Source organism: Bacteroidota bacterium, from assembly GCA_016715945.1.
Taxonomy (GTDB): Bacteria; Bacteroidota; Bacteroidia; order Bacteroidales; family F082; genus JALNZU01.
Genome location: JADJXJ010000003.1, coordinates 826398 through 851570 on the forward strand (window position 1 = coordinate 826398; position 25173 = coordinate 851570).

Annotated in this window: 22 protein-coding genes; 15 read left to right on the forward strand and 7 right to left on the reverse strand. The window is 51.1% G+C overall.

Going from position 1 to position 25173, the window contains the following annotated elements; genetic code table 11:
* The first annotated feature begins 12 nt into the window (after positions 1–12).
* The 15 genes from IPM52_13880 (at position 13) to IPM52_13950 (ending at position 16278) form a co-directional block, all read left to right on the forward strand.
* Positions 13–2967 (forward strand): Fe-S-cluster-containing hydrogenase, encoded by a 2955-nt coding sequence (locus tag IPM52_13880; protein ID MBK9292696.1) that lies wholly within the window; start codon positions 13–15, stop codon positions 2965–2967.
* Positions 2968–2981: 14 nt separating this feature from the next.
* Positions 2982–4358, forward strand: a complete 1377-nt coding sequence (nrfD, locus tag IPM52_13885) for a polysulfide reductase NrfD (GenBank protein MBK9292697.1) — start codon at positions 2982–2984, stop codon at positions 4356–4358.
* Positions 4348–4881: a DUF3341 domain-containing protein gene (locus tag IPM52_13890; GenBank protein ID MBK9292698.1), complete on the forward strand. Its 534-nt coding sequence runs from the start codon at positions 4348–4350 to the stop codon at positions 4879–4881. The genes nrfD and IPM52_13890 overlap by 11 nt, the downstream gene beginning before the upstream one ends.
* The gene (locus tag IPM52_13895; GenBank protein MBK9292699.1) at positions 4874–6046 is read left to right on the forward strand and encodes a quinol:cytochrome C oxidoreductase; all 1173 of its coding nucleotides are present in this window, start codon (positions 4874–4876) and stop codon (positions 6044–6046) included. Before IPM52_13890 ends, IPM52_13895 begins: the two co-directional genes overlap by 8 nt.
* Before the next feature lie 37 nt (positions 6047–6083).
* Positions 6084–6650 (forward strand): c-type cytochrome, encoded by a 567-nt coding sequence (locus tag IPM52_13900; GenBank protein MBK9292700.1) that lies wholly within the window; start codon positions 6084–6086, stop codon positions 6648–6650.
* 73 nt (positions 6651–6723) lie between these two features.
* A complete protein-coding gene (locus IPM52_13905) occupies positions 6724–7209 on the forward strand; it encodes a peptidylprolyl isomerase (GenBank protein MBK9292701.1) in 486 nt (161 codons plus the stop codon).
* Between the two features lie 14 nt (positions 7210–7223).
* A complete protein-coding gene (locus tag IPM52_13910; GenBank protein MBK9292702.1) occupies positions 7224–7838 on the forward strand; it encodes a DUF3365 domain-containing protein in 615 nt (204 codons plus the stop codon).
* A complete protein-coding gene (locus tag IPM52_13915; protein MBK9292703.1) occupies positions 7835–10222 on the forward strand; it encodes a heavy metal translocating P-type ATPase metal-binding domain-containing protein in 2388 nt (795 codons plus the stop codon). Before IPM52_13910 ends, IPM52_13915 begins: the two co-directional genes overlap by 4 nt.
* A gap of 116 nt (positions 10223–10338) precedes the next feature.
* On the forward strand, positions 10339–10554 hold the full coding sequence (gene ccoS / locus IPM52_13920) for a cbb3-type cytochrome oxidase assembly protein CcoS (GenBank protein MBK9292704.1): 216 nt from the start codon (positions 10339–10341) through the stop codon (positions 10552–10554).
* Positions 10555–10566: 12 nt separating this feature from the next.
* Positions 10567–12705, forward strand: coding sequence for a cytochrome-c oxidase, cbb3-type subunit I (gene ccoN, locus IPM52_13925; protein ID MBK9292705.1), 2139 nt, complete (start codon positions 10567–10569; stop codon positions 12703–12705).
* An 8-nt stretch (positions 12706–12713) separates the two neighbouring features.
* Positions 12714–12920 carry a cbb3-type cytochrome c oxidase subunit 3 gene (locus tag IPM52_13930; protein MBK9292706.1) on the forward strand — a complete coding sequence of 69 codons (207 nt, stop codon included), beginning with the start codon at positions 12714–12716 and terminating at the stop codon, positions 12918–12920.
* A gap of 3 nt (positions 12921–12923) precedes the next feature.
* Positions 12924–13520 (forward strand): c-type cytochrome, encoded by a 597-nt coding sequence (locus IPM52_13935; GenBank protein MBK9292707.1) that lies wholly within the window; start codon positions 12924–12926, stop codon positions 13518–13520.
* Between the two features lie 118 nt (positions 13521–13638).
* The gene (gene ccoG / locus IPM52_13940; GenBank protein ID MBK9292708.1) at positions 13639–15066 is read left to right on the forward strand and encodes a cytochrome c oxidase accessory protein CcoG; all 1428 of its coding nucleotides are present in this window, start codon (positions 13639–13641) and stop codon (positions 15064–15066) included.
* A gap of 4 nt (positions 15067–15070) precedes the next feature.
* Complete coding sequence (locus IPM52_13945) at positions 15071–15511, forward strand: FixH family protein (protein ID MBK9292709.1); 441 nt, start codon at positions 15071–15073, stop codon at positions 15509–15511.
* A complete protein-coding gene (locus tag IPM52_13950; protein ID MBK9292710.1) occupies positions 15508–16278 on the forward strand; it encodes a sulfite exporter TauE/SafE family protein in 771 nt (256 codons plus the stop codon). Before IPM52_13945 ends, IPM52_13950 begins: the two co-directional genes overlap by 4 nt.
* A 13-nt stretch (positions 16279–16291) precedes the next feature.
* On the opposite strand, the gene IPM52_13955 is transcribed toward IPM52_13950, so the two are convergent.
* The 7 genes from IPM52_13955 to IPM52_13985 form a co-directional block, all read right to left on the reverse strand.
* Positions 16292–17605 carry an ABC transporter permease gene (locus IPM52_13955; GenBank protein ID MBK9292711.1) on the reverse strand — a complete coding sequence of 438 codons (1314 nt, stop codon included), beginning with the start codon at positions 17603–17605 and terminating at the stop codon, positions 16292–16294.
* A 14-nt stretch (positions 17606–17619) separates the two neighbouring features.
* Positions 17620–18555 carry an ATP-binding cassette domain-containing protein gene (locus IPM52_13960; GenBank protein ID MBK9292712.1) on the reverse strand — a complete coding sequence of 312 codons (936 nt, stop codon included), beginning with the start codon at positions 18553–18555 and terminating at the stop codon, positions 17620–17622.
* A gap of 22 nt (positions 18556–18577) precedes the next feature.
* Entirely contained in the window at positions 18578–19708 is a 1131-nt protein-coding gene (gene dnaJ / locus IPM52_13965; GenBank protein ID MBK9292713.1) for a molecular chaperone DnaJ, read from the reverse strand.
* Between the two features lie 32 nt (positions 19709–19740).
* On the reverse strand, positions 19741–20319 hold the full coding sequence (locus tag IPM52_13970) for a nucleotide exchange factor GrpE (protein ID MBK9292714.1): 579 nt from the start codon (positions 20317–20319) through the stop codon (positions 19741–19743).
* 61 nt (positions 20320–20380) lie between these two features.
* Positions 20381–21685: a UDP-N-acetylglucosamine 1-carboxyvinyltransferase gene (gene murA, locus IPM52_13975; GenBank protein ID MBK9292715.1), complete on the reverse strand. Its 1305-nt coding sequence runs from the start codon at positions 21683–21685 to the stop codon at positions 20381–20383.
* A gap of 119 nt (positions 21686–21804) precedes the next feature.
* Positions 21805–22470, reverse strand: a complete 666-nt coding sequence (locus tag IPM52_13980) for a DUF4290 domain-containing protein (protein ID MBK9292716.1) — start codon at positions 22468–22470, stop codon at positions 21805–21807.
* Between the two features lie 100 nt (positions 22471–22570).
* Positions 22571–24946 (reverse strand): UvrD-helicase domain-containing protein, encoded by a 2376-nt coding sequence (locus IPM52_13985; protein ID MBK9292717.1) that lies wholly within the window; start codon positions 24944–24946, stop codon positions 22571–22573.
* Between the last annotated feature and the right edge of the window lie 227 nt (positions 24947–25173).

Below are 25173 nucleotides of genomic sequence, written 5' to 3' on the forward strand. Positions count from 1 at the left end.
AAACTCATCCTGATGGAAAAGAAATATTTCAGAAGCCTGGAAGAACTGAGCCTCGACCTCGAGAGGGAAGAGCAAAAGACTTATGGCGATAAAAAATTCATCATGCAATTGCAGCAGGAAAGCAAGTCGGCCGGGACTTCCCGCCGCGATTTCCTGAAGGCATTTGGCTTCACCATTGCCTCGGCTGCAATTGCCTCCAGCTGCGAACAGCCTGTGCGTAAGGCCATTCCCTTGCTGGTTCAACCCGAAGGCATCATCCCGGGCAAGGCGGTGTATTATGCCAGCTCCTATTTCGATGGTGTGGATTATTGCAGCGTGCTGGTCAAGGTGCGCGATGGCCGCCCCATCAAAATTGAAGGCAATAAACTCTCACCCGTAACCAACGGCGGCACGAGCGCCCGTGCACAGGCCTCGGTGCTCGATTTGTACGACGATATCCGTTACAAAGGCCCCAGAATGGCCGGCAACGATACCGACTGGGAAAGCATAGATGCTGAAATCGTGGCCAAACTGGAAACAGTAAAGGCTAAAGGTGGACGCATCGCCTTGCTCACGCCAACCATAGCCAGTCCCGGATCAGCTGCAGCCATCGCCGAATTTTTGAAAACTTATCCCGAAGCAACACACATCCAATACGATGTGCTTTCGGCCTCGGCTATGCTCAAGGCCAACGAAGCTACTTTTGGCAAGCCTTTCATCCCAGGCTACAGGTTCGACAAAGCCGACCTGATTCTCAGCTTTGAAGCTGATTTTCTGGGAACCTGGCTTTCTCCGGTTGAGTTTGCATCGCAATATGCCAAAGGCCGCAAGGTTGGGGAGGACAAAAAACATATGTCGCGCCACATCCAGGTCGAAGGCAACTTTTCGATGACAGGCTCCAATGCCGACGAGCGTATTTTGCTTCGGCCTTCGCAGCAGAAAGCTGTGCTCGCAGGTCTGCTTAATGCACTCAAAACCAAGGCAGGTATGGCAGCCCCGAAAAACGCTGAGCTGCCGGTGGACGTGAACCGCCTGGCCGATGAACTCTGGAACCATGCCGGAAAATCCTTGGTTGTTTGTGGCAGCAATGATACCGATTGCCAGCTTCTGGTCAACGGCATCAACCAGATCCTTGGCAACTACGGAAACACCATCGAAACCGATGTTCACCTCAAGCTCCGCAAAGCCGACGATAACCAGATGCAGACCCTGCTGTCCGAAATGAATGCCGGTAAGGTGGATGCCCTGATCGTGTGGGATGTGAATCCTGCCTACGACTACGCGGGTTTTGCCGATGCAATGAGCAAGGTGCCGCTTAGCATTTCACTGGCCGTGCACAAAGACGAAACAGCCGAAGTCTGCAACTACATCTGCCCCGACCACCACTATCTTGAAAACTGGGGTGACGTGGAGGTAAAGACCGGGGTGTACTCTACCGCACAACCTGCTATCCGACCCATTTTCAATACCAGGGCTGCACAACGGAGCCTGCTCAAATGGGCAGGGCAGGATCAGGACTACCGCGAGTTTCTGCAAAAAGTATGGCAAAACACGGTGTACCCCAGGTCGGGATATGCGGGTTCGTTTACCTCGTTCTGGAATAAGTGCATTCACGATGGGGTGTTTGTAACCGGAGAAAAAGAAAGCGTTTCAGCACCAAATGCCCTTGAACTGGCATCCGCCATCCAGGTTTACGATTCATCCGACGACCAGCTTGAGCTTGTGTTCTACACCACTGTCGGCGTAGGCACGGGCAAACACGGCAACAATCCCTGGCTGCAGGAACTTCCTGACCCTGTTAGCAAGGCTTGCTGGGACAACTATGTGGCCATTTCGCCCAGGCTGGCCGATGAGCTCGGTATCAAAGACGAGATGCTTGTGAATGTGAACGGCGTGGAATTGCCTGCACTCATCCAGCCCGGACAGGAATACAAAACTCTAGGCATTGCCCTTGGTTACGGACACGAAGTGGGCGGTGCAGCCTCCAAAGGTGTAGGCAAGAATGCGTTCCCGCTGATGAGCCTTGCCAACGGATTGCGCCAGTACGCTACCAAAGGTGTTGACCTTAAGGTAGTTGGTGGCAAGTATCCCGTGGCCCGCACACAAACCCATCACAGCATGGAAGGCAGGGCGATTGTGCGTGAGACCACACTTGCCGAATGGAAAGAAAATCCCATGGCAGGCAATGAAGTGCGCAAGGAAATTCAGGAACACCTCAAAACGCTTTATCCCAAGGCAAGCTTCGATGGTTTGCACTGGGGCATGGCCATCGACCTGAACAGTTGTACGGGTTGCAACGCCTGTGTGGTAGCCTGCTCGGCCGAAAACAACGTGCCCGTGGTTGGCAAGGAACAGGTGCTGATGGTGCGCGAGATGCACTGGATCCGAATCGACAGGTATTATACCGGCGATCCGGATAACCCGGCCATTGTTCGTCAGCCTGTCATGTGTCAGCACTGCGACAACGCCCCTTGCGAAAACGTCTGCCCGGTGGCAGCTACCACCCACAGCTCGGAGGGTATCAATCAGATGGCTTACAACCGTTGCATAGGTACACGTTACTGCGCCAACAACTGCCCATACAAAGTGCGCCGTTTCAACTTTTTCGATTACAATGGTGCCGATACATTCAAAGGCAACACATACGATAAGGTGGAAATGACGACCGACCTCAGGCGAATGGTGCTCAATCCCGATGTAACTGTCCGCGCAAAAGGGGTAATCGAGAAATGCTCATTCTGCGTGCAGCGCATCCAGGAGAAAAAACTCGAAGCCAAGAAAGAAAGCCGTCAGCTGCGCGATGGCGAAGTTGTGCCCGCCTGTGCACAGGCTTGTCCTTCGCAGGCAATTGTGTTCGGTAACCTCAACGACAAAGAAAGCAAGGTTTCGAAGCTGTTTGCCGACCAGCGCAATTACCACCTGCTCGAAGAGCTTCACACCCTGCCTTCGGTTGGCTACCTTACTAAAGTTAAGAACGCGAGCGTATAACCAAAAAACAAACCATAATGTACGTATCTCCAATCAGAGAACCGCTCATCAGGGGAGGCAAGACCTACAGCCAGGTGACCCGCGACATCCTGGCTCCCATGGCGGGCAAACCGTCGAAATACTGGTACATCGGCATTACCCTGGCAGGCATCGCAGCCCTGATCGGCGCCTACACTTCCTACCTCACGGTTTATAAAGGTATAGGTACCTGGGGTTTGAACAGAACAATTGGCTGGGGCTGGGACATCACCAACTTCGTCTGGTGGGTCGGTATCGGTCACGCCGGCACATTTATCTCGGCCATTTTGTTGCTTTTCAGGCAAAAATGGAGAACTTCCATCAACCGTTCGGCCGAAGCCATGACCCTCATTGCCATTGCTGCGGCAGGCTTCTTCCCCACCATCCACATGGGTCGTCTGCTGCTTGGGTTTTTTATCTTCCCTTACCCGAATACCCGAGCACTTTGGGTCAACTTCAACTCCCCCTTGCTCTGGGACGTATTTGCCATCACCACTTACTTTCTGGTTTCGCTGGTCTTCTGGTATGTGGGGCTTATCCCCGACATTGCTACCGTGCGCGACAAGGCTAAAAACAAGATTCGCAAGGCAATCTACGGTTTCCTGAGTTTTGGATGGACCGGTTCGGCCAAAAACTGGGCGCGTCACGAAACAGTCAGCCTGATCCTGGCCGGTCTGGCAGCTCCGCTGGTGCTTTCGGTACACACCATCGTAAGCTTCGACTTTGCCACCTCGGTCATTCCCGGTTGGCACACCACCATCTTCCCGCCTTATTTTGTGTCGGGTGCCATCTTCTCCGGATTTGCCATGGTGCTCACCCTGCTTGTCGTTGCCCGCAAAGCACTCAACCTCGAAGAATACATCACTGTGGCCCATGTGGAATCGATGACCAAGATTATCATCCTCACCGGTTCGATTGTGGGTATTGCCTACCTCACCGAGTTCTTTATTGCCTGGTACTCAGGGGTGGTTTACGAGCAATATGCGTTCGTAAACAGGGCATTCGGTCCGTATGCCTGGGCTTACTGGATTATGATGACCTGCAATGTAATCACACCCCAGCTGTTCTGGTTCAAAAAGATCCGGACGAACATGGTGGTTGTATTCATCATTTCGATCTTCGTAAACATCGGCATGTGGTTCGAACGTTTTGTGATCGTGGTCACCTCGCTCCACCGCGACTACCTGCCGTCAAGCTGGTCGATGTATTCGGCAACCTGGGTAGAGGTGGGCCTGTACATCGGCACACTGGGTATTTTCTTTACGGCTTTCCTGCTCTTTGTCAGGGTCTTCCCGGTGGTTGCCATAGCCGAAGTGAAGAGCGTACTCAAATCGTCAGGCGAAAATCAAAAGCATGATCATCATGAGCACTAAGAAGTATATCACAGCTTATTATCTCGACGAAGGCGACTTGCTCAAAGGTGTAAAACACATGAAAAGCAAAGGTTTGCAAGTGGCAGATGTATTGAGTCCGTTCCCGGTTCACGGCCTCGACAAGGCACTCGGTTTGCGGCGTTCGCGGCTAACGCGCGTTGCCTTTGCAGGCGGTGCCATTGGTGGCATCCTGGGATTTTTATTCCAGGCCTGGGTTTTCACCGTAGCGTATCCCATCAATTTCGGTGGTAAGCCGCTGTTTTCCGCCCCATCGTTTATGCCGGTTACCTTTGAGCTTACTGTATTGTTTGCCGCATTCTCGATGGTCATCGCCTATTTTATCAGCCACAATATCGGCCCCGGCGCCAAACCTCTCATCCACGACGAGCGCACAACCGACGACCATTTCCTGGTGGTCGTTGCCTTGCCTGAAGACGATGAGAAACAAATGGAACAAATTAAAACAGTCATGACCGAGGCCGGAGCCGAAGGTATAACCCTAAAAGACCTGAGCCATGAATAATACACTGAGCGTCAGCAAAAAAACCTACACCATCCTGGGGGCCATGATCGGTATAGGCCTCTTATCGATCCTGATGGCCTTCGTGATGGGCACCGATGGCAAGCGCATCGCAGCCAACTTTCTGCTCAACAATTACTATTTTCTAAATCTCGGTCTGATCGGATTGTTCTTCGTGGCCGTTCACGCCATCAGCGAGTCAGGTTGGCATACCAGTGTGCAACGCATAGGCGAAGGCATGTCGGCATTCATACCGGTAGGTGCGGCTTTGCTGTTGTTGTTCTTCCTTTTGGGCGGATTGCACAGCATTTATGTCTGGACGCACGAAGACCATTTGGATGAATTGCTGCTCAAAAAGCAACCCTACCTCAACGAACCATTCTTTTACATTCGTGCCGTAGTCATTTTGACTGCCTGGGCACTGCTCGCCCATTTTATCCGCAAATCATCCCTTGGTCTCGACAGCGGGAACATGAAATATTTCAGCCAGATGAGGGTGAGGTCGGCCATTTTTGTGGTGGTGTATGCCCTCACGAGCGTGGTTTCGGCCTGGGACTGGCTCATGTCGCTCGATCCCCACTGGTTCAGCACCCTTTATGGCTGGTATGCCTTCAGCTCGATGCTTGCCTCAGGCATTGCAGTGTATATCCTCATACTTTTTGTGTTGAAGCAGATGGGCTACATGGAACACGTCAATAAAGAACATCTTCATGATCTCGGCAAATACCTTTTTGGCTTCAGCATCTTCTGGGCCTATCTCTGGTTTGCCCAGTACCTGCTCATCTGGTATGCCAACATCCCGGAGGAAACCGTTTACTACTATTACCGTTTGAAAGATTTCTCCACGGTATTTTATCTCAATCTTGTGCTTTCGTTTGTGGTGCCCTTCTTTGCCCTGATGACCCGCAATTCGAAGCGTACCTTCAGTGTTCTGGTGCCTGTTTCACTGGTCGTTTTCATCGGTCACTGGGTGGATTTGTATCAGATGATTATGCCCGGAGCGGTTGGTGGTGAAAAAGCCGGAATCGGACTGCTTGAAATTGGGATGACGATTGGTTATGCTGGTTTGTTTATGCTCGTAGCGCTTTACACCATGAGCAAAGCTCCCCTCGTGCCGGAGAAACATCCTTACTACGAGGAAAGCCTTGATTATCACACAAATTACTAATGACAGCAGATTCGTTATGGTAAACAAGATCCGACAAATGAAAAACCTGAAATACCTCAGCCTGCTGGCATTGCTGGCCCTGCTTGCTAGTGCATGCAACAAGGACAAGAATCATCCCGGCTATATTTATTTTCCGGATATGCATTATCCTGTGGCCTACGAAACCTATTCCGAGAATCCTGTATTTGCTGAGGGCAAAACGAACCGGCTGCCCGCGGAGGGCACCATCTTTCGTGGAGGCCCCGAGCCTTACCCCTACAAGCCTAAGTCGTTCGAAGATCAGCAAAGAGCCGGCCTTGAGCTGACCAATCCCATCGTACTCGATGATCAGGTGCTTGCCAAAGGAAAAGAACAATACGATATTTATTGCAAGATCTGCCACGGCGAGAAGGGCAAAGGCGACGGTCACCTTTACAGCAGCGGGCTTTTTGTAGCCAAGCCAACCTCGCTGGTGGACGATTATGTGAAAAATAAACCCGACGGCGAAATTTATCATGTGATCACCATGGGTTCGCTCTCAGGCCTCATGGGCGCCCACGCGGGACAGATTTTGCCCGAGAACAGATGGAAAATCATTCATTACGTTCGTTCACTGCAAAAGTGATTGTAAATCAAAACTATAGCTACGTCAAAGCCTCCCGAAGTCCCTTGGGAGGCTTTTTGCTCACTAAATAAATATGACATCAACAAAAATTACCAAAGGAACCATAGCCACCCTCAGCTACAGTTTAAGCAATGCCACAACCGGTCAAACGATAGGCGAGTATAACGAGCAGGACCTCTTATTTGGCTACGGACTTTTGTTGGACGCCTTCGAGAAAAATCTGGAAGGTCGCGCTTCGGGTGAAGCATTCAGTTTTGAGCTGAGTGCCGAAGAAGCTTATGGGCAGGTTAATCCGAAGGCTGTGGTGTTTGTGCCCATCGAAAATTTCGCTGATGAATACGGAAACCTTGACTTTGAAGCATTAAAGGTGGGCAACATTTTCCCCATGGGGGATGCGCAAGGCAACAGATACTATGGTAAAGTGATTGAGGTACAAACAGATAAGGTAAAGCTGGATTTTAACCATCACCTCGCCGGGATCAACCTGCTGTTTACAGGCAAGGTTATTCAATGCCGGCAGGCCACCACCGAAGAAATTCAGGCATTCATTCAACCTTGAAAAAATACGGGCATATGAAAAACATTTTGCTTCTCACAGTTTTAGTGTGGATGATCAGCGGTTGTCGCACTGCCAATCGGCATGAAACATCTGGGAGCGATCGTGCAGCCGACAGCCTTTACCAGGCTCATTTGCAGCAGGGAAGGGAAGTAGTCAGGCTGAGCTTCGGGGCACTCAGCGCCAGGTTGCAACAAGCTATAGGTGAGCGAGGCACCGAAGGCGCCATAGCATTCTGCAATGTGCATGCCTTGCCCATCACCGACTCGCTCTCGCAGGCCATGGATGTCAGCATCAGGCGCACAGCCATGCGCTACCGCAACCCGGAGAATGCTCCGGAGCCTGATGACGAAGAAATCATGCGGAAGTTCGCAAGCATGAATCTTATGCAAGGCAGCCTGCCGGATACGCTCTTGCAAAACGCAAGCGGGCAATTTGTGTACCTGGCACCCATCCTTACTTTGCCGGCCTGCCTGCAATGCCACGGCCTGCCAGAAACGGATATTGCGCCACAAACCATGAGCCTGATCCGGACACTCTATCCGGATGACAAGGCCATCGCTTTCAGGGAAATGGAACTGCGCGGTATGTGGAAGATTACTTTTAAGAAATCTATCCGGAACAACCAATGAGCGAAAATGCCTGCGTGCATTGCGGCGCCGACTGTGGCAGCCATCCTGTGGTGTGGAACGAAAAAAATTTTTGCTGCCACGGATGCAGTACAGTATATCAGATCCTGCACGAAAAGGAGCTGACCCAGTATTACGAAATACAACCCATGGCCGGGGTGAAGATCGAAACCGGTCAGCCCCTCAAAAAGTTTGCCTTCCTCGACAATGAGGACATCGCTTCGAGGTTGTTGTTGTTCAACGATGGGCAAACAGCGAGGGTCAGGTTTTTTGTGCCTGCCATACATTGCGCCTCATGCATCTGGCTGCTCGAACACCTCGAATCGCTCAATGAGGGTATTGTTTTTTCTTCGGTCAACTTCCCCCGCAAAGAAGTTACAATCAGCTTCCGTCCCGAGAAAATCAGCCTGCGGCAGGTGGCCGAACTGCTTGCCGCCATTCATTACGTGCCCGAAATCAACCTGAGCCACCTTGATGCGCCCGAAAAGGTCAGGAACAACAAAAGCCTGTTGCTCAAACTCGGCATCGCATCCTTTAGTTTTCTCAACATCATGATGTACAGCTTCCCGGAGTATGTCCCCGGGGGCCACCTGCTGGAGGAAAACTTTAAGCATGTTTTTGGTTGGCTTAGTTTTGTTCTCATCCTACCGGTAGTGTTCTACAGTGCAAGCGATTACTATCTGGCTGCATGGAAAGGGTTGAAGCACAAGGTGATAAGCCTTGATGTGCCCATTACCCTGGGCATCATTGCACTATTCTTACAAAGCTCCTGGGAGGTTTTCAACGGCAATGGGATCGGATACATGGACTCGCTGGCTGGGTTATTGTTTTTCCTGCTCATTGGCAAATGGTATCAGGGCAAGACCTACGAAGCCTTATCGTTCGAGCGCGATTACCGGAGCTATTTCCCTGTGGCTGTTACACTTATGGTGGGTGATGAGGAGGTGCAGACCCCTATTGCAGCGCTGAAAAAAGGCGACCGGATTCGCATCCACAGCCAGGAACTTGTGCCGGCCGATGCCATACTTGTTGAGGGGCAGGGCAACATCGATTATTCCTTTGTTACCGGCGAATCGCTTCCGGTTGCAAGGGCAAAGGGCGATTTTATTTATGCCGGCGGTCGCCAGGTGGGAAGCTCCATCGATCTGGTTGTCGAAAAACCGGTGGAGCAAAGCTACCTTACGCAGTTGTGGAACCAAAGCAGCCGGAAAGATGAGCTGCATACCCTGAACAACCACATCAACAATGTAAGTAAGTATTTTACTGTGGTTGTGTTGGTTATTGCATTCGCTGCTTTTGCTTGGTGGCTGAGGATTGATTTTGGCAAAGCAGTGTATGTGCTGGCGTCGGTGCTTATTGTGGCATGTCCGTGTGCGCTGGCACTCACAGTGCCGTTTACATTCGGAAGCACACTCAGGGCCTTTGGCCGAAGGGGATTCTATCTGAAGAAGACTGATGTGGTTGAAGACCTTTACCGAACCAATACCATCGTTTTTGACAAAACCGGTACCTTGACGCTCAACCGCAGTGTGCATGTGGACTGGGAGGGTACATTGCCTGACAAATCCACACTCACAATGATTTATTCGGTGGTACGGCACTCCTCGCATCCACTAAGTCAGGCCATTGCCAAACATCTGGCCGGCCAGGAACAACTGGAAGTCTCCCGCTTCGAAGAGCTGCCGGGACAAGGAATCATGGCCGAAGCATCAGGAAAACGCATTACCCTTGGTTCGTCGAAGTTTGTTACTGGTCAGGAATCTGACGAAAGTGCCTCCGAAACAAGAGTTTATGTGGCTATCGACAACAGCCCTGTCGGATATTTTCGTTTTTCGAACGTTTACCGTCCGGGATTGAAAGCGCTCGTGGCTGAGCTTGAGAAGCATTACGAGCTCCACCTCATTTCGGGGGATAATGATGCGGAAGCGCAAAACCTCAGGGGGATTTTCGGCGAGCGTACAGCTTTGCGGTTCGGTCAGTCGCCAACCGATAAAAAGGAGTACATTCTCAGGCTCAAAGCACAAGGCAAGCGTGTAGCCATGATTGGCGACGGCCTCAATGATGCCGGTGCCCTGGCCGAAAGTCACACAGGGATCAGCATAGCTGAAGACGTGTTCAGCTTTTCTCCTGCCTGCGATGCCATCCTCGATGCCGGGCGCTTTGGCAGCCTGCACCGCTTTTTCCGCTTCTCCAGGCTGAGTTTCCGTGTGATCCGAATGAGTTTTGTGATCTCATTTCTCTACAATGTTATCGGCCTGAGTTTTGCAGTCAGCGGAAACCTATCACCTATTGTTGCGGCAATTCTTATGCCGGTGAGTTCGGTTTCGGTAGTTGCCTTCGATACCCTTTGCGTAATGTGGCTTGCAAACAGACACTTGCCCAGATAAAAAGGTTCGGGGGTCTTATTTAGAATTTTTCCAAATAACTTAAAAGGTGTTAAGTTTCGTTAACACTTTTATAAATTTGCTTGTGATAACCATAATCAAGCACCCCATTACCTAAAATGAGCGCAATAATTTTCCTGATTTTTCTTGGTATAGTGGTGGCCGGCGGATTTGTGGTTGCTTTTATTTGGGCTGTGCGAAGCGGGCAATACGACGACGATTACACCCCATCGGTGCGCATGTTGTTCGATCCGCGCAAACCAGGCCTTGGAGAGCCTTCAACCGAGCAGCCTGACCAACCGAACAACGAAAAACCAAACACAAATAACCAATAAAACCAACATCGCATGGAGCTGCAAAAGTTTACTTACGACAACCGGTTGGTGCGTATGTTTATGTACGCCACCATCTTATGGGGTCTGGTAGGCATGCTTGTAGGGCTGACCATTGCCCTTGAGCTTATCTTTCCGCATTTGAGCGCCAACATTCCATGGCTCTCATTCGGCAGGCTGAGACCCCTGCACACCAATGCCGTGATTTTTGCCTTTGTGGGCAACGGGATTTTTACGGCAGTTTATTACAGCACGCCAAGGCTGCTCAAAACACCTATGTACAGCGAATTGCTGGGCAAGATCCACTTCTGGGGCTGGCAACTGATCATTGTCAGCGCTGCCCTCACGCTTCCGCTCGGCTACACGGTCGGAAAAGAGTATGCCGAACTGGAGTGGCCGATCGACCTGGCCATTACTGTCATCTGGGTAGTATTTGGTATCAACCTGATAATGACCATGGTCAACAGGCGAACCAAGCATATTTATGTGGCCATCTGGTTCTACATCGCCACTTTTGTCACGGTGGCTGTGCTGCATGTTGTAAACTCGATCAACATTCCGGTGTCGTTTTTAAAGAGCTATCCGGTGTATGCCGGCGTACAGGATGCACTCGTGCAATGGTGGTACGGACACAATGCCGTGGCATTTTTCCTCACCACACCCTACCTTGGGCTGATGTACTATTTTATCCCCAAGGCAGCCAACCGTCCTGTTTACTCTTATCGTCTGTCGATTATTCACTTCTGGGCGCTCATTTTCCTTTACATCTGGGCCGGCCCGCACCATCTGCTTTACTCTTCCTTGCCCGACTGGGCTCAGGCGCTTGGTGTCGTATTTTCTGTAATGCTCATTGCGCCGTCATGGGGTGGGATGATCAACGGTTTGCTCACATTGCGCGGCGCCTGGGACAAAGTGCGCGAGGATCCTGTGCTGAAGATGTTTGTTGTTGGTGTTACAGCTTATGGGATGTCTACCTTCGAAGGGCCGATGCTCTCCACCAAATCGGTGAATGCCCTCAGTCACTTTACCGACTGGACGATTGCCCACGTGCATATTGGCGCCCTGGGCTGGAACGGCATGCTCACCTTCGGGATGCTCTACTGGTTGTGGCCTCGTCTGTTTAGTGTAAAGCTCTACAGCAGAGGACTTGCCAATGCACATTTCTGGCTCTCTACCACCGGTATGCTATTCTTTGCCATTCCGCTTTATTTTGCAGGCTTCACCCAGAGCCTGATGTGGAAGGAATTCACAGAAGAAGGCTTTCTCAAATACCCCAACTTCATTGAAACTGTGGTGCAGATTTTGCCCATGTACTATATCCGCGCCTTTGGTGGAACACTCTACATCACTGGTATTCTGCTCATGATTTATAACCTGGTCAAAACCACACAGGCAGGCAAGTTTGTACCTTTCGAAGAAGACCAGGCACCGGCCCTCGAGAGCCAGTCGCATGGCGTCGACCGCGGCCATCGTGTCATCGAAGGAAAGCCGGTACTTTTCACTGTGCTGGCCCTGGTGGCTATTCTCATCGGTGGCATTGTGGAATTTGTGCCTATGTTTATGGTGAAGTCGAATGTGCCAACCATTGCCAGCGTCAAACCCTACACCCCGCTAGAATTGCAAGGCCGGGATATCTATGTGCGCGAAGGTTGCTATCTGTGCCACAGTCAGATGGTCCGTCCGTTCCGCTCCGAGGTTGAACGTTATGGCGATTATACCAAAGCCGGCGAAACAGTGTATGATCATCCGTTCCAGTTTGGCTCAAAGCGCACCGGTCCCGACCTGGCCCGCGAAGGCGTAAAAACCAGTCCGGTGTACAAACCTGCCTCATGGCACTACAACCACTTCCTCGACCCGCAGCGGGTGGTTGCACAGTCGATCATGCCGCCTTACCCCTGGCTGATCAAAAACAACCTGGATATCAGCAGCACACCAAAGAAGATCAGGGTGATGCAAACCCTGGGCGTGCCCTATCCTGAAGGTTATGACCAAAAGGCCAATGACGACCTGATGAAACAAGCCCGCGAAATTGCTGCCAACCTCAAACAGAGTGGCATCGAAGTGGACGAAAACAAGGAAGTGATCGCCCTGATTGCCTACATCATGCGTCTTGGTGTGGATATCCACGAAAACAACGCACTCGGACAGAAATAATCTGACTTATGAAAATTGTCACCAAAGTCCTGGAAGGAGTGGCTGATATTCAGATATTTCCGATCATCGGGATGATTATTTTCTTCACCTTGTTCGTGGGCTTGATCGTGCATGTGGCAAGGATGAGCCGCGAACAAGTGGACGAATACAGCCACCTTCCGCTGGACGAGGAGGAAAATAATGACGACAATGTGCAAACGCATCAAAAAATTTAAAACATGACCAACACAGACAAACATATCAACAGCGGACAGGAGCACGAAGTTGACAGTGCAACCAACGTGCGCCTCATCAAGGGCCATGAATACGATGGCATTAAGGAGCTGGATAACGACATGCCCTCGTGGTGGGTGTGGTTGTTCATCATCACCATTGTCTTCTCGCTGGTATATCTGGTGAGGCTGTGGGTGTTTCGCGCCGACGACCTCATACAGGAAAAAGAATTCCAGCGCGAGATGGCAGCTGCCCCGAAAGTAAACCGGCCGGTTGAAGAGCTTGCAATGGTACTGCTCGAGGATGACCTTTCGATCAACAACGGCAAAGAAACCTGGACCAAGATCTGCGCCGTGTGCCACCTTGCAGACGGCGGCGGATTGGTTGGACCCAACATGACCGACAACTACTGGATCCATGGCAACCGGGTAGAAGACCTGTTTGATGTGATTACCAACGGCGTAATCGAGAAGGGAATGATTCCCTACAAAGACCAGCTCACACCCAGGCAGCGTCTCGAAGTCATCAGCTTCATCATGCTTAAGTTGCAGGGTACCACACCTGCCAATCCCAAAGAGCCCCAAGGCGAGCTGTACGAATGATTTCGTCCGGATCTCCTTATTCTTTTCATACTGTGATCACTATTCAAACTAAATATTAACAGCAATTCGGGTAACTCTCCCCGGCCGAGGAGGGTTACCCGATTTATATTTTAAGGCCATGACAACAACTAATAGTACCGACAACCAACAGGAAACCTTTCGCGACAGGCTTGGAACCGTGGGCGAAGGCGGTAAACGGGTATGGATATATCCCAAAAGACCCAAAGGAAAATTTTACACAAAAAGATGGATTGTAGCCATCATTCTGCTTGCTTTCTTTTTCATAGCCCCCTGGGTGAAATATCAGGGCGAGCAATTTCTGCTGCTCAACATTTTGCAGCGTAAGTTCATTTTGTTTGGACAAATCTTCTGGCCCCAGGATTTTCACCTCATTGTGCTTGGCCTGATCACTTTGATTGTCTTTATCATCTTATTTACAGTGGTTTATGGAAGGTTGTTCTGTGGTTGGGCCTGCCCGCAAACCATTTTTATGGAGTTTGTATTCCGGCAGATCGAATACCTCATCGAAGGCGATGCCCACAAACAAAAGAAACTGGCACGCCAGGGCTGGGATTTCGAGAAGATATGGAAAAAGACTACCAAACACGCTGTGTTTTATCTGATTGCATTTTTGATATCCAATACATTTCTGGCCTACCTCATTGGTTCCGACAGGCTTGTGCAGCTTGTGGCCGACGGCCCGCTGCCTCATCTGGGTACGTTTATTCCCCTAGTCATTTTTTCCGGGGTATTCTATTTCGTGTTTGCCTTTTTCCGCGAGCAAGCCTGCATCATTGTTTGTCCTTACGGGAGATTGCAAGGGGTTTTGCTCGACCGCAATTCGATGGTGGTGGCCTACGATTACAAGCGCGGCGAACCCCGTGCCAAACACAATCCGCTTGAAGACCGGTCAGTTACAGGCAAAGGCGATTGCATAGATTGCAAAAGCTGTGTAACTGTGTGTCCGACAGGCATTGATATTCGCAATGGCACACAGCTCGAGTGCGTCAATTGTACGGCTTGCATGGATGCCTGCGATGCCATCATGGATAAGGTAAAGCTTCCTCGTGGTCTGATTCGCTATGCTTCCGAAAAAGGAATAGCCGAAGGACACAACAAGCTCATCAATGCCCGCAGCATTGCATACACCGTTGTGCTGTTGCTTCTGGTTAGCCTCATGACATCGTTGTTCTTTTTCCGCAGCGAGGTGGAAGCCACTATGCTTCGCGTTCCCGGTACCATGTTTCAGGAATACGGCCCCGACAAACTGTCTAATGTTTATAAGGTGCAGCTGGTGAACAAAACCCGGCATGATGTGGAAGCAACACTTGAGCTCGAAAACCACAGCGGCGAAATCATCTTGATGGGTGGCCCGCTCAAGGTGCCCGGCGGAAGCCTCATTGAAGCCAACTTCCTGGTAGTCATTCCGCGCGATAGCCTGCGCATGAGCAGTACTCCTCTGGTTATCAGTGTAAAACATGGCGACAGGCTGATCGATAAAAATAAAGTTACATTTATCGGGCCTAATGACATCGACAAAAATTGAGCTTATGAAGTGGAACTGGGGGACAAAGTTATTTATCGGGGCTGCTTTGTTTATGATCATGCTGATTGTGTTTGGCGTGCTGATGATGCGTGAGTCGATTCCCCTTGTGGAGCGCGACTATTATCCGAAGGGGCAGGAGTTTCAAAAGCAGATCGAGCGTCGCGACAACGGGCTTCCATATGTTGATGCAGTGAATGTGGAAGTGTCCGACGGGCAGCTCCTGATGGTTTTGCCAGCTGAATTTCTAAAGGAGGGGCTCAATGGCAAGCTGTATATGTATAATCGCATGGACGACACAAGGGATGCGTCATTCGAGTTTGCATACCACAACGACAGTGTGTTTGTGTTTGAGGCCGGCGGGCTGAAGGGTCGGTATCTGGCCAAGATTACCTGGTCGTTTGGCGACAGGGAATACTATGTGGAAAAATCGCTCCTGCTGCCATGAACCTTAGCTTTCATTTGCTCACCGCACTCACCATTGGCCTGGTCGGGAGTCTGCACTGTATCGGAATGTGCGGGCCGATTGCCGTTGCGCTGCCGCTGGGCCGCAAAAGCTGGGCTGATAAGGTGTTGGGGAGCACATTATACAACTTCGGACGCGCGTTCACCTATGGCATTATTGGCGCATTGTTTGGCCTGCTGGGCAAAGGGTTACATTTTGCCGGTCTGCAGCAGTGGGCATCCATCGCCATGGGCGTGGTCATGATTGTGAGTGTTTTGTTTCCGGTGGTATTCCGCGAGAAAATCAAGCTGGCCAACCTTACATCGGGCTACTCGGTGCGGCTCATCAGCCGCTTCCGTGAGCTTTTTGGCAAACACTCGCACCGCAACCTGTTCATCATCGGATTGCTCAACGGCTTATTGCCCTGTGGGTTGGTTTACGTGGCTGTTGCCGGGGCGGTCAACACCAATGATGTCGCCTATGGGGCCTTGTTTATGATTGTTTTTGGCCTTGGCACCCTGCCGGTGATGATGGCTTTGTCGCTGGTTGGCAATATGATAGGAGCCGGACTCAGAAGCAGGCTGGCAAATGTAGTCCCTGTGTTCATCGTTATGCTCGGCATTGTGTTCATCCTGCGCGGCATGGCGTTGGGCATACCTTACATCAGTCCGAAAACGCAGATGCTCACGCCTGAGAAAGAGATGAAAGTAAAGGGTTCCTGCTGCACTCCCGCCAGGACGAAACCAATGCAAGCGCCTGTGAAAGATTAGCTTACAGAAGAAATCAGTAACGTAACCACTTCCAGAGTTCGCCCCAGCTCACTTTTTTGCCATACATCAGAATGCCGGTGCGATAAATTTTTGCTGCCAGCCAGGTGGTAAATATAAACCCGGCTACCAACACTGCCATCGAAAGTGCAAGCTCCCATACGGGAACACCGAAGGGTATGCGCACCATCATGACAATGGGCGAGGTGAGGGGAACAACCGATAGCCAGAAGGCAAGGCTGCTGTCGGTATTGTTTATCAGAAAGTTAATCATTACAATGCCCAGAATGAGGGGCAATGACACGGGCAGCATGAATTGCTGCACGTCGGTTTCGTTATCCACCGCCGAACCGATGGCTGCAAACAAAGCCGCATAGAGCAGATATCCGCCAAGAAAGTAAAATCCGAAGCTGAACAGCACGAGTGGGAAGTTGATGCTCCGCACCACCTCGAAAACCTCGGTCATGCCTTTATTAACCGCATCTATTTGTTCATCAGGTATTTGCGAGAGCATTTCACCGCTTATTGTGGTTTGTTGCTGCACCATATCGCCTCCGAAAATGGCCACAAGCACAAAGTAAATCCCCAGCGTCAGTAACACCCAGAGCAGAAACTGTGTGAGACCCACAAGGGCAATGCCCAGCACCTTGCCAAGCATCAGCTGAAAAGGCTTGACAGACGAAATGATGACTTCAACAATGCGGTTGGTTTTTTCCTCGATCACCCCCCGCATCACCTGCGAGCCGAACAGAAAGATGAAAAAATAGATCAGTATGGCGCTTATAAACCCCAACGCGGCCTGCACATCCGTGTAGCTCTTTTTCAGCTCGCCATCCTGCCCCAACTGGTAAGTGAGCACATTTACCGTGGTGCGGGCCTGACGTATCAGGTCGGGATCGATGCCGGAAGCCAGGAGTTTTCTGTTTTCAACCTCATTTTTAATCACATTGCGTACGTAGGAGCGTACTGTGACCGATGGTTGCTTGATGCTGTACAATTCAGCATTCGATGGTAGATTGAACTGGGTAGCAGGGATATACACCAGAAAATCGAACTTTCCGTCAATCACCTGAGCTTTGAGCGAGTCGAGCGGGGCATCCACAATGATAAAGCTCATCTGGTCGCCCGATTCGAACTTGCCGGCAAACCAGCCCGTTTCGTCGAGCACAGCCACGCTTTTTTTGCCCACATCCTGCAGGGTTGCCAGCAAAATGGGTACCACCATCAATCCTGCCATGAGCAGCGGCCCCAGAAAAGTCATGATGATAAAACTTTTCTTCCGCACCCTGATGAGGTATTCGCGCTGAAGGATAAGCAGTGTTTTGTTCATTCTTGCAGGGTTAATTAAAGCAGCGAGTTTCCGTTTACACCTTGCACCTGACGGATGAAAATCTCGTTCATCGAGGGCAAAACTTCCCTGAAGGAAAATACGGTGGTATGTTGCATGATGCCCGCCAGCAGGCTGTTGCCGTCCTGGGCTTGGGGGTTTCTCACTTTGAGGCGGATGAGTCCCGTGCTAAGCTGTTGATGCTCAATCACTTCATAGCCTGGGGGCAGGAGCGTCTCGGGAGCCTGACTCAGTTGGCCGGTTTCGAGTTCAAAGATATGTTCGCGATATTTTAGCTTAATATCGCCAACCCTGCCTTCCAGAATCTTCTTGCTGCGATTGATCAGGGCAATGTCGTCGCACAACTCTTCCACCGAAGCCATGTTGTGGGTTGAAAAAAGGATGGTGGCACCCTGTTGCCTGAGTTTGAGTATTTCTTCTTTAAGCAGGTTGGCGTTGATGGGGTCGAAGCCGCTGAATGGTTCGTCGAATATGAGCAGCTTTGGCTGGTGCAGCACAGTAACGATAAACTGAATTTTTTGCTGCATGCCTTTGCTAAGCTCCTCCACGGTGCGGTTCCACCAGTCCATAATCTCGAACCGTTCGAACCAATCTTTGAGGCGTTTTTTGGCTGTGGGCGTATCCAGTCCTTTCAGGCGCACCAGGTAGAGTGCCTGCTCGCCCACCTTCATTTTTTTGTATAAACCACGTTCTTCGGGCAGATAGCCAATGATTGCGGTGTCGTCGGGGCGAAGCGGAAGGCCATTGAGCAATACCCTTCCTTCGTCGGGGGCCGTGATCTGATTGATGATGCGGATAAGGGTGGTTTTGCCGGCACCATTCGGACCGAGTAGTCCGTAAATGCTTTGCTCTCTGACGCTTATGCTAACCTTATCGAGCGCTTTGTGGTTGGCGTATTGTTTGCATACGCCTTCGGTGACTAGAAAACCCATGGCAGTTTGTTGAGCGGCTAAATTAACCGAAAAGGTCTTTCATCCTGCCAAAAAAGCTTTTTTCTGCTGCGGTCGGGTTGGGTTTGAAGTTGTCCGACGACTGAAGCTGCTCCATGATCCGGCGCTCTTCTTTGCTGAGTTCGGTTGGTATCCAGACGTTGATATTGATGAGCAGGTCGCCTGTGGTGCGGTCGTTGAGCGAGGGCAGCCCTTTTCCTTTCAGTCGCAGCACTTTGCCGGGTTGTGTACCAGGTGCAATTTTGACCCGTGCGCGTCCGTCCACGGTCGGCACTTCGACACTTGCTCCCAGTGCAGCTTCGGGGATACTGATGAAGAGGTTGTGAATCAGGTTGTTGCCATCTCGTTCCAGTTCGGGGTGCTTTTCTTCCTCGATTTGTACAATCAGGTCGCCGGGAATGCCGCCCCGTGCACCCATATTGCCTTTTCCGCTGAGCGAGAGCTGCATACCCTCGGCCACGCCTGCCGGAATGCGGATGTTGATTACTTCCTCGTCGCGTACAACGCCATTGCCCTGGCAGTCGTCGCATTTCTGGGTGATGATGCGGCCTTCGCCACCGCAGGTGGGACAGGTCGAGGTGGTTTGCATCTGCCCGAGGAAGGTGCTCGTCACCCTGGTTACATGGCCGCTGCCCCGGCAGGTGCTGCAGGTGCTGTAGCTGCTGCCGTGCTTTGCACCGGTGCCGTGGCAGCTGTTGCATGCCACGTATTTGTTCACTTTCACTTTCTTTTCCACGCCGGTGGCAATCTCCTGCAGGCTTAGCTTTACCCTGATGCGCAGGTTGCTGCCCTTGTTTACCCGCCGGCCGGTGCTGCGGCCGCCAAACCCGAATGCCCCGCCAAAAATATCGCCAAACTGGCTGAAGATGTCGTCCATCGACATGCCGCCGCCAAAACCGGAAGCACCTCCACCAAGCCCTTCGTGGCCATACCTGTCGTACCTGGCGCGTTTGTCCGGATCGCTCAGCACCTCATATGCTTCGGCAGCTTCTTTAAACTTGTCCTCGGCAGCCTTGTCGCCCGGATTGCGGTCAGGATGGTACTTCAGGGCCATCTTCCGGTAAGCCTTTTTGATGTCGGCTTCGGTGGCGTTGCGGTCAATTTCCAGTATTTCGTAGTAGTCGCGTTTGGCCATCAGTGCATAGGGGTTTAAGTTTGACGAGCGTTTCAGCTGCCCACAATCACCTGGGCAAAACGAATGATCTTGCCTTGCAGGGTGTAACCTTTTTTAATGACGTCGATCACCCTTCCTTTTTGTTGTTCGTCGTTCACGGGGATGTGTGTCACAGCCTCGTGATAATCGGTATCGAATTGCTCACCCAGGGCCTTGATTTCTTCCAGCCCCTGTTGTTCGAGTATCCGTTTCAGGTTGTTGTAAATCAACTTGATACCTTCCAGGTTGCTGTCTGTATCGCCCGTTGGGAAGTTGTTGATTGCACGCTCAAAGTCGTCCACCACTGGCAGGATGGCTTTGATCACATCCGCCGATGCAGTTTTGCTGAGCTCAATTTTTTCCTTCAGGGTGCGCTTGCGGTAATTGTCAAATTCCGAAAACAACCGGAGGTATCTGTCGTTCAGTTCGTTGTAGTTTGCCTGCAATGCCTCGAGCTGTTGGCTGACATCTTCCTTTTTTTCTTCCTGGGGCATGTCAGCTTCGCCGGCCTGATTGCCGGACTCCCTGTTGTCGGCAACCGGCTCTGTTATTTTAGGTTCTTCCTGTTTGGTTTCTTGCTTATGCTTTGTCATATATTTTTTTGTGCCTGGTAACGCAAATATTTTGCCATCCTGTGTGCAGCTTGTCAATTTGTCAGTTGTGAATTCGTTCGATGTGTGCGCCGAGTGCCTTGAGGCGTTGTTCGATATGTTGATATCCGCGGTCGATCTGCTCGATATTGTCGATGATGCTCACACCATTGGCCGATAGCGCTGCAATGAGCAGGGCAACACCGGCTCTGATGTCGGGCGAGCTCATGCGGATACCTCGCAGAGGAATGCGGCGGTCGAGGCCGATGACGTTTGCCCGGTGCGGATCGCACAGGATGATCTGGGCGCCCATGTCGATGAGTTTATCCACAAAAAATAATCGGCTTTCGAACATCTTCTGGTGGATGAGCACACTGCCTTTGGCCTGGGTGGCCACTACAAGCACAATGCTGATCAGGTCGGGCGTAAATCCCGGCCAGGGCGCATCGGCTATTGTCATGATGCTGCCATCCATGAAGCTTTCCACTTCATAGTGTGCATGCCGTGGTACGATGATGTCGTCACCCATGGTTTTAATGTGTATGCCTAAGCGTCTGAATACCAATGGAATGATGCCCAGATGTGCAATGCCGGCATTTTTAATGGTGATCTCCGAAGCTGTCATGGCGGCCATACCGATGAAGCTTCCCACTTCGATCATGTCGGGCAACAGGCGATGTGTGGTGCCTTTGAGCTGTTTCACTCCGTGCACGCGCAGCAGGTTCGATCCGATACCCTCAATATGTGCGCCCATGCGCACCAGCATCTGGCTGAGTTGCACCAGGTAAGGCTCGCAGGCTGCGTTAAAGATGGTGGTGGTGCCTTCGGCCAGGCAGGCGGCCATAAGCACATTGGCAGTGCCTGTCACCGAGGCTTCGTCGAGCAGGATATAGGTGCCTGTGAGCTTGCCCGTAAGCTGGTAATAATTATGGCCATGGGCTTTAAGTTTGGCGCCCAGGCTGACAAGTCCGTGAAAATGGGTATCCAGCCGGCGCCGGCCAATCTTGTCCCCGCCAGGGAATGGGGCGTATGCCCGGCCGAACCTCGCGAGCAGCGGTCCGGCTATCATGATGCTGCCCCGCAGACGGGTGGCCGTCTGATAAAATGCAGGTGTATCGAAAAAGCTGAAATCTATGTTTCTGGCACACAGCCGCACACGACTACGTTGCGGACGCTCCACCTCAACACCCATGTCGGCCAGCAAACCAATCAGGTTGTTGACGTCCACAATGTCGGGCAGGTTATCAATCTCCACAGGCTGATCGGTGAGCAGGCAGGCACAGAGCACCTGCAAAGCCTCGTTTTTTGCGCCCTGGGGTTCAATCGAACCGCTTAATTCGTGACCTCCCTCAATCCGAAACGATTCCATGCTTTCTTGTTTTCGTCAAATAAATAAAAAAACCGGACAGTGTTCAAACGGCCCAAAGCCGCCTGCTGGCAGGTCCGGCAGGAGTTGTTCAATACAATAGCATCAGCAAAGATGACACCTTACTTATGTTTCTTTTTTTGCCCGCCCTGAAACTGTTGTTGCTGTTGTTGTTTTTTGTTGGGCTTCTTTTTTTTCATTCCTGTGAGGGTCGAAACGGCCTGCGGACCCGTTTTGGTGATCAGCTCAGCAGCGGTCTGAAGTTTAGTGTTTTCAGGAAGGGTGAGTTGGCCGCCTGAGAGGTCGTGCAGGTCTTTCAAAATAACTGCATCATTCACGGCATCTTTGTTGTAGGTCAGGTAAAGCCGTTTCATCTGGTTGGCCAATGCGATGGCAAAAGCCTCACGCTCGGCCGGATCAGTAATGCCTACGCCTTCGTTAATCATTTTCAACACGATGGAACCGTAATGTCCGTGCCGCCGTTCATTTTTGGCGTAGCCGATATGTTTCGGTTGAAGCCGCATGCTGCTTCGCTCGGGCACAGGGTAGGGGCTTTCCACATCGAGCTTGAAGTCGCTCATGATGTGCAGGTGATCCCACAACTTGTGCAGATAATCTTCCGACTCTTTCAGATGCGGATTAAGCTGCGCCATCACTCCCACAAGGTAGTGGGCTGCCATGGTGCGTTGCAGCCTGTCGTCAATTTGTAGCAACTTGTTGATCATTTCCTGGATGATGCGTCCGTATTCCGAAATGACCAGTTTGCCGCGCGAGGTATTGTATTCCATGCTAACCTTATGTTCTTGATTCCGGGGAGGAATTTGTTGCAAAATTACGCTTTTTATATCCAAAGGCTTAATTTTCTGCGATTAATGTCGCAATTCTGCCTCAGCCAATAATCCGGAGTTTGGCAAACTTGAGCAACAATTGTTTGTTGCCGATGCCGTTGAAGTGTACCGTCGCTTTCATGTTGGCTCCGGTGCCTTCCACGCTGACCACCTTTCCGCGACCGAACTTCTGGTGTTCCACCTGCATGCCTTCTTTCAGGTTCGAAGTGTCGGAAGCTTCGAAGTCCTGTCCGCTTTCTGCCCTGGTCTCGCTGGAAGGCCGGGCAGGCTGCCGTTGAGCGATGAAAGTGGTGGTCCGGTGTGATTCAGGACTGGTTTTTGCCAGTTTGCGTGGTGTTTCCAGATAGGCAGGGTCAATTTCTTCCAAAAAGCGGCTTGGTTCCGAAAGGCTCAGGCTGCCCCAGCGGTAGCGGGTTTCGGCATGGCTCACGGTTACTTTTTTCATGGCCCTGGTGAGGGCAACATAGAACAGCCTGCGTTCCTCCTCGAGCTCGGCACGCGTTCCGAGCGATTGAATGGAAGGAAAAAGGTTTTCTTCCAGTCCTACAATATAAACATACGGAAACTCGAGTCCTTTGGCAGCGTGAATGGTCATCAGGCTGACGTAATCGCCTCCTTCTTCGTCCTTTTTATCCGCATCCGTCAGCAAAGCCACCTGCTGCATGAAATGCCCAAGCGACCTTGCGGGCCGGCCATCTTTGCCCAATTCGTCGGGATCTGGTTCGCGTTCGCTGAACTCCTGAATGGCATTGAGCAGCTCTTCGATGTTCTCGATCCGGTTCACCGATTCAATGGCATCTTCCTCTTTGAGCGCATTGATGATACCTACCGACTTGGTAATATGACTGGCAAGCTCGAACGCATTTTTGCTTTCAAGCTGAACAATAAAGCTGCGGATCATGGTCACAAACTCCTGCAGCTTGTTCACAGTGCCACGGTTAAAGCCCGAAAGCGCATCGGGATGACGGTCGATCAGCTCAAAGATGCTCATATTGCGCTCATTGGCAAGCACCTGCAGCTTTTCGATGGTAGTTTTTCCTATTCCCCGGGCAGGATAATTGATGACGCGCAGGAGGGCTTCTTCATCATTGGGATTGATTACCAGGCGGAAATAGGCAAGCAGGTCTTTGACTTCCCTGCGGCTGTAGAACGAAACCCCACCATAAATTTTATAGGGTATGCCTTGTTTTCTCAGGGCTTCTTCCAGGGTGCGCGATTGTGCATTGGTTCTGTAAAGAATGGCAAAGTCCTTGTTTGGCAGCTGCTTCGACATTTTCAAACCGAAAATGCTGTTTGCCACCAATGTGCCCTCTTCGGTGTCGGAGGTTGCGCGCAACACTGTGATCAGTTCGCCCTCCTCATTCTCGGTCCAGACCTTTTTTTTGATCTGGTCTTTGTTGTTTTCGATCACCGAGTTTGCTGCATTAACGATGGTTTTGGTAGAGCGGTAGTTTTGTTCGAGCCTGAAAAGCTGGTAATCGGGGTAATCTTTTTTAAAGTTCAGGATGTTTTGGATGTTGGCCCCGCGAAATGCGTAAATGCTCTGGGCATCGTCGCCCACCACGGTAAGGTTCTCGTGTGCGGCTGCCATCTGCCGTATTATATGGTATTGGGCAAAGTTGGTGTCCTGATATTCATCCACAAGGATGTAGCTGAAGCGGTGCTGATATTTGTACAGCACATCTGGAAAATCGCGGAAAAGCAGGTTGGTATTGAACAACAGGTCGTCGAAATCCATGGCGTTGGCCCTTTTGAGCCTGGAGTTGTAGGTACGGTAGAGCTCTCCGGTGAGGGGCCTGCCGGCAGCGTGGTCGGCATTGACGATTTCGGTATCGGCCAGATAATCTTCCGGTGCATACAGGTTCGACTTGGCATTCGAAATCCTGTTGAGCAGATACGATGGGTGATACACCTTGGGGTCGAGCTGCAGTTCGGTCAGGATTTTTTTTATGAGCTGCTTGCTGTCGTCGGTGTCGTAAATGGTAAAATTATCCGGATACCCGAGATGGTGCCCTTCGGAGCGCAGGATTCGGGCAAATATGCTGTGAAAGGTGCCCATCCACACATTGCGTCCTTTGGCCGGCCCGATGAGCTGGATGATGCGTTCCTTCATCTCGCGGGCGGCTTTGTTGGTAAAAGTGAGCGCCATGATGCGGAATGGGTCGGCGCCTTTTTGCAGCAGGTAAGCAATGCGGTAGGTAAGCACACGGGTTTTACCTGCGCCTGCACCGGCTATGATCATCACCGGGCCTTCGGTTTGCTCCACAGCTTTGCGCTGTGCATCGTTGAGATGTGCGAGAATGTCAGTCAAGCTTGGGAATTTTTGAGGGGCAAATTTAGTCAAAATAGGGGGTGTTTTGGTTTGTAGCTCACCCTGACGAATAAGTTCTGTCACGGGGCAATCGCCGGGTAGCATGGCTGAATAATCTACGGATGGCAGCATTGTCGTGCACACCTTTAATAATACTATGACGGGTAGAGCAACTGATCTGCCTTGCGAAATGCTGTACAAAACATAGTTCCTGACCATGCTTCCGGAAAAAACCAGCAGGTTGTTTGAAAAAAAAGTGCAGAAATATTTGAAAGACAAAAAAAAGATGTAATTTTGCAGCCCCAATGAAGTGGGACATTTGAAGTAACTGG

Excerpts from the sequence above, each read along its gene's own strand:
- IPM52_13880 (MBK9292696.1), top strand. The coding sequence starts at position 13 with ATGGAAAAGAAATATTTCAGAAGCCTGGAAGAACTGAGCCTCGACCTC.
- IPM52_13930 (MBK9292706.1), top strand. The coding sequence starts at position 12,714 with ATGAAAATTGTCACCAAAGTCCTGGAAGGAGTGGCTGATATTCAGATA.
- IPM52_13935 (MBK9292707.1), top strand. The coding sequence starts at position 12,924 with ATGACCAACACAGACAAACATATCAACAGCGGACAGGAGCACGAAGTT.
- murA (MBK9292715.1), bottom strand. The coding sequence starts at position 21,685 with ATGGAATCGTTTCGGATTGAGGGAGGTCACGAATTAAGCGGTTCGATT.
- IPM52_13955 (MBK9292711.1), bottom strand. The coding sequence starts at position 17,605 with ATGAACAAAACACTGCTTATCCTTCAGCGCGAATACCTCATCAGGGTG.
- IPM52_13915 (MBK9292703.1), top strand. The coding sequence starts at position 7,835 with ATGAGCGAAAATGCCTGCGTGCATTGCGGCGCCGACTGTGGCAGCCAT.
- ccoS (MBK9292704.1), top strand. The coding sequence starts at position 10,339 with ATGAGCGCAATAATTTTCCTGATTTTTCTTGGTATAGTGGTGGCCGGC.
- IPM52_13895 (MBK9292699.1), top strand. The coding sequence starts at position 4,874 with ATGAATAATACACTGAGCGTCAGCAAAAAAACCTACACCATCCTGGGG.
- IPM52_13960 (MBK9292712.1), bottom strand. The coding sequence starts at position 18,555 with ATGGGTTTTCTAGTCACCGAAGGCGTATGCAAACAATACGCCAACCAC.
- dnaJ (MBK9292713.1), bottom strand. The coding sequence starts at position 19,708 with ATGGCCAAACGCGACTACTACGAAATACTGGAAATTGACCGCAACGCC.
- IPM52_13910 (MBK9292702.1), top strand. The coding sequence starts at position 7,224 with ATGAAAAACATTTTGCTTCTCACAGTTTTAGTGTGGATGATCAGCGGT.
- IPM52_13945 (MBK9292709.1), top strand. The coding sequence starts at position 15,071 with ATGAAGTGGAACTGGGGGACAAAGTTATTTATCGGGGCTGCTTTGTTT.
- IPM52_13970 (MBK9292714.1), bottom strand. The coding sequence starts at position 20,319 with ATGACAAAGCATAAGCAAGAAACCAAACAGGAAGAACCTAAAATAACA.
- IPM52_13985 (MBK9292717.1), bottom strand. The coding sequence starts at position 24,946 with ATGCTACCCGGCGATTGCCCCGTGACAGAACTTATTCGTCAGGGTGAG.
- IPM52_13890 (MBK9292698.1), top strand. The coding sequence starts at position 4,348 with ATGAGCACTAAGAAGTATATCACAGCTTATTATCTCGACGAAGGCGAC.
- IPM52_13980 (MBK9292716.1), bottom strand. The coding sequence starts at position 22,470 with ATGGAATACAATACCTCGCGCGGCAAACTGGTCATTTCGGAATACGGA.
- ccoG (MBK9292708.1), top strand. The coding sequence starts at position 13,639 with ATGACAACAACTAATAGTACCGACAACCAACAGGAAACCTTTCGCGAC.
- IPM52_13905 (MBK9292701.1), top strand. The coding sequence starts at position 6,724 with ATGACATCAACAAAAATTACCAAAGGAACCATAGCCACCCTCAGCTAC.
- IPM52_13950 (MBK9292710.1), top strand. The coding sequence starts at position 15,508 with ATGAACCTTAGCTTTCATTTGCTCACCGCACTCACCATTGGCCTGGTC.
- IPM52_13900 (MBK9292700.1), top strand. The coding sequence starts at position 6,084 with ATGAAAAACCTGAAATACCTCAGCCTGCTGGCATTGCTGGCCCTGCTT.
- ccoN (MBK9292705.1), top strand. The coding sequence starts at position 10,567 with ATGGAGCTGCAAAAGTTTACTTACGACAACCGGTTGGTGCGTATGTTT.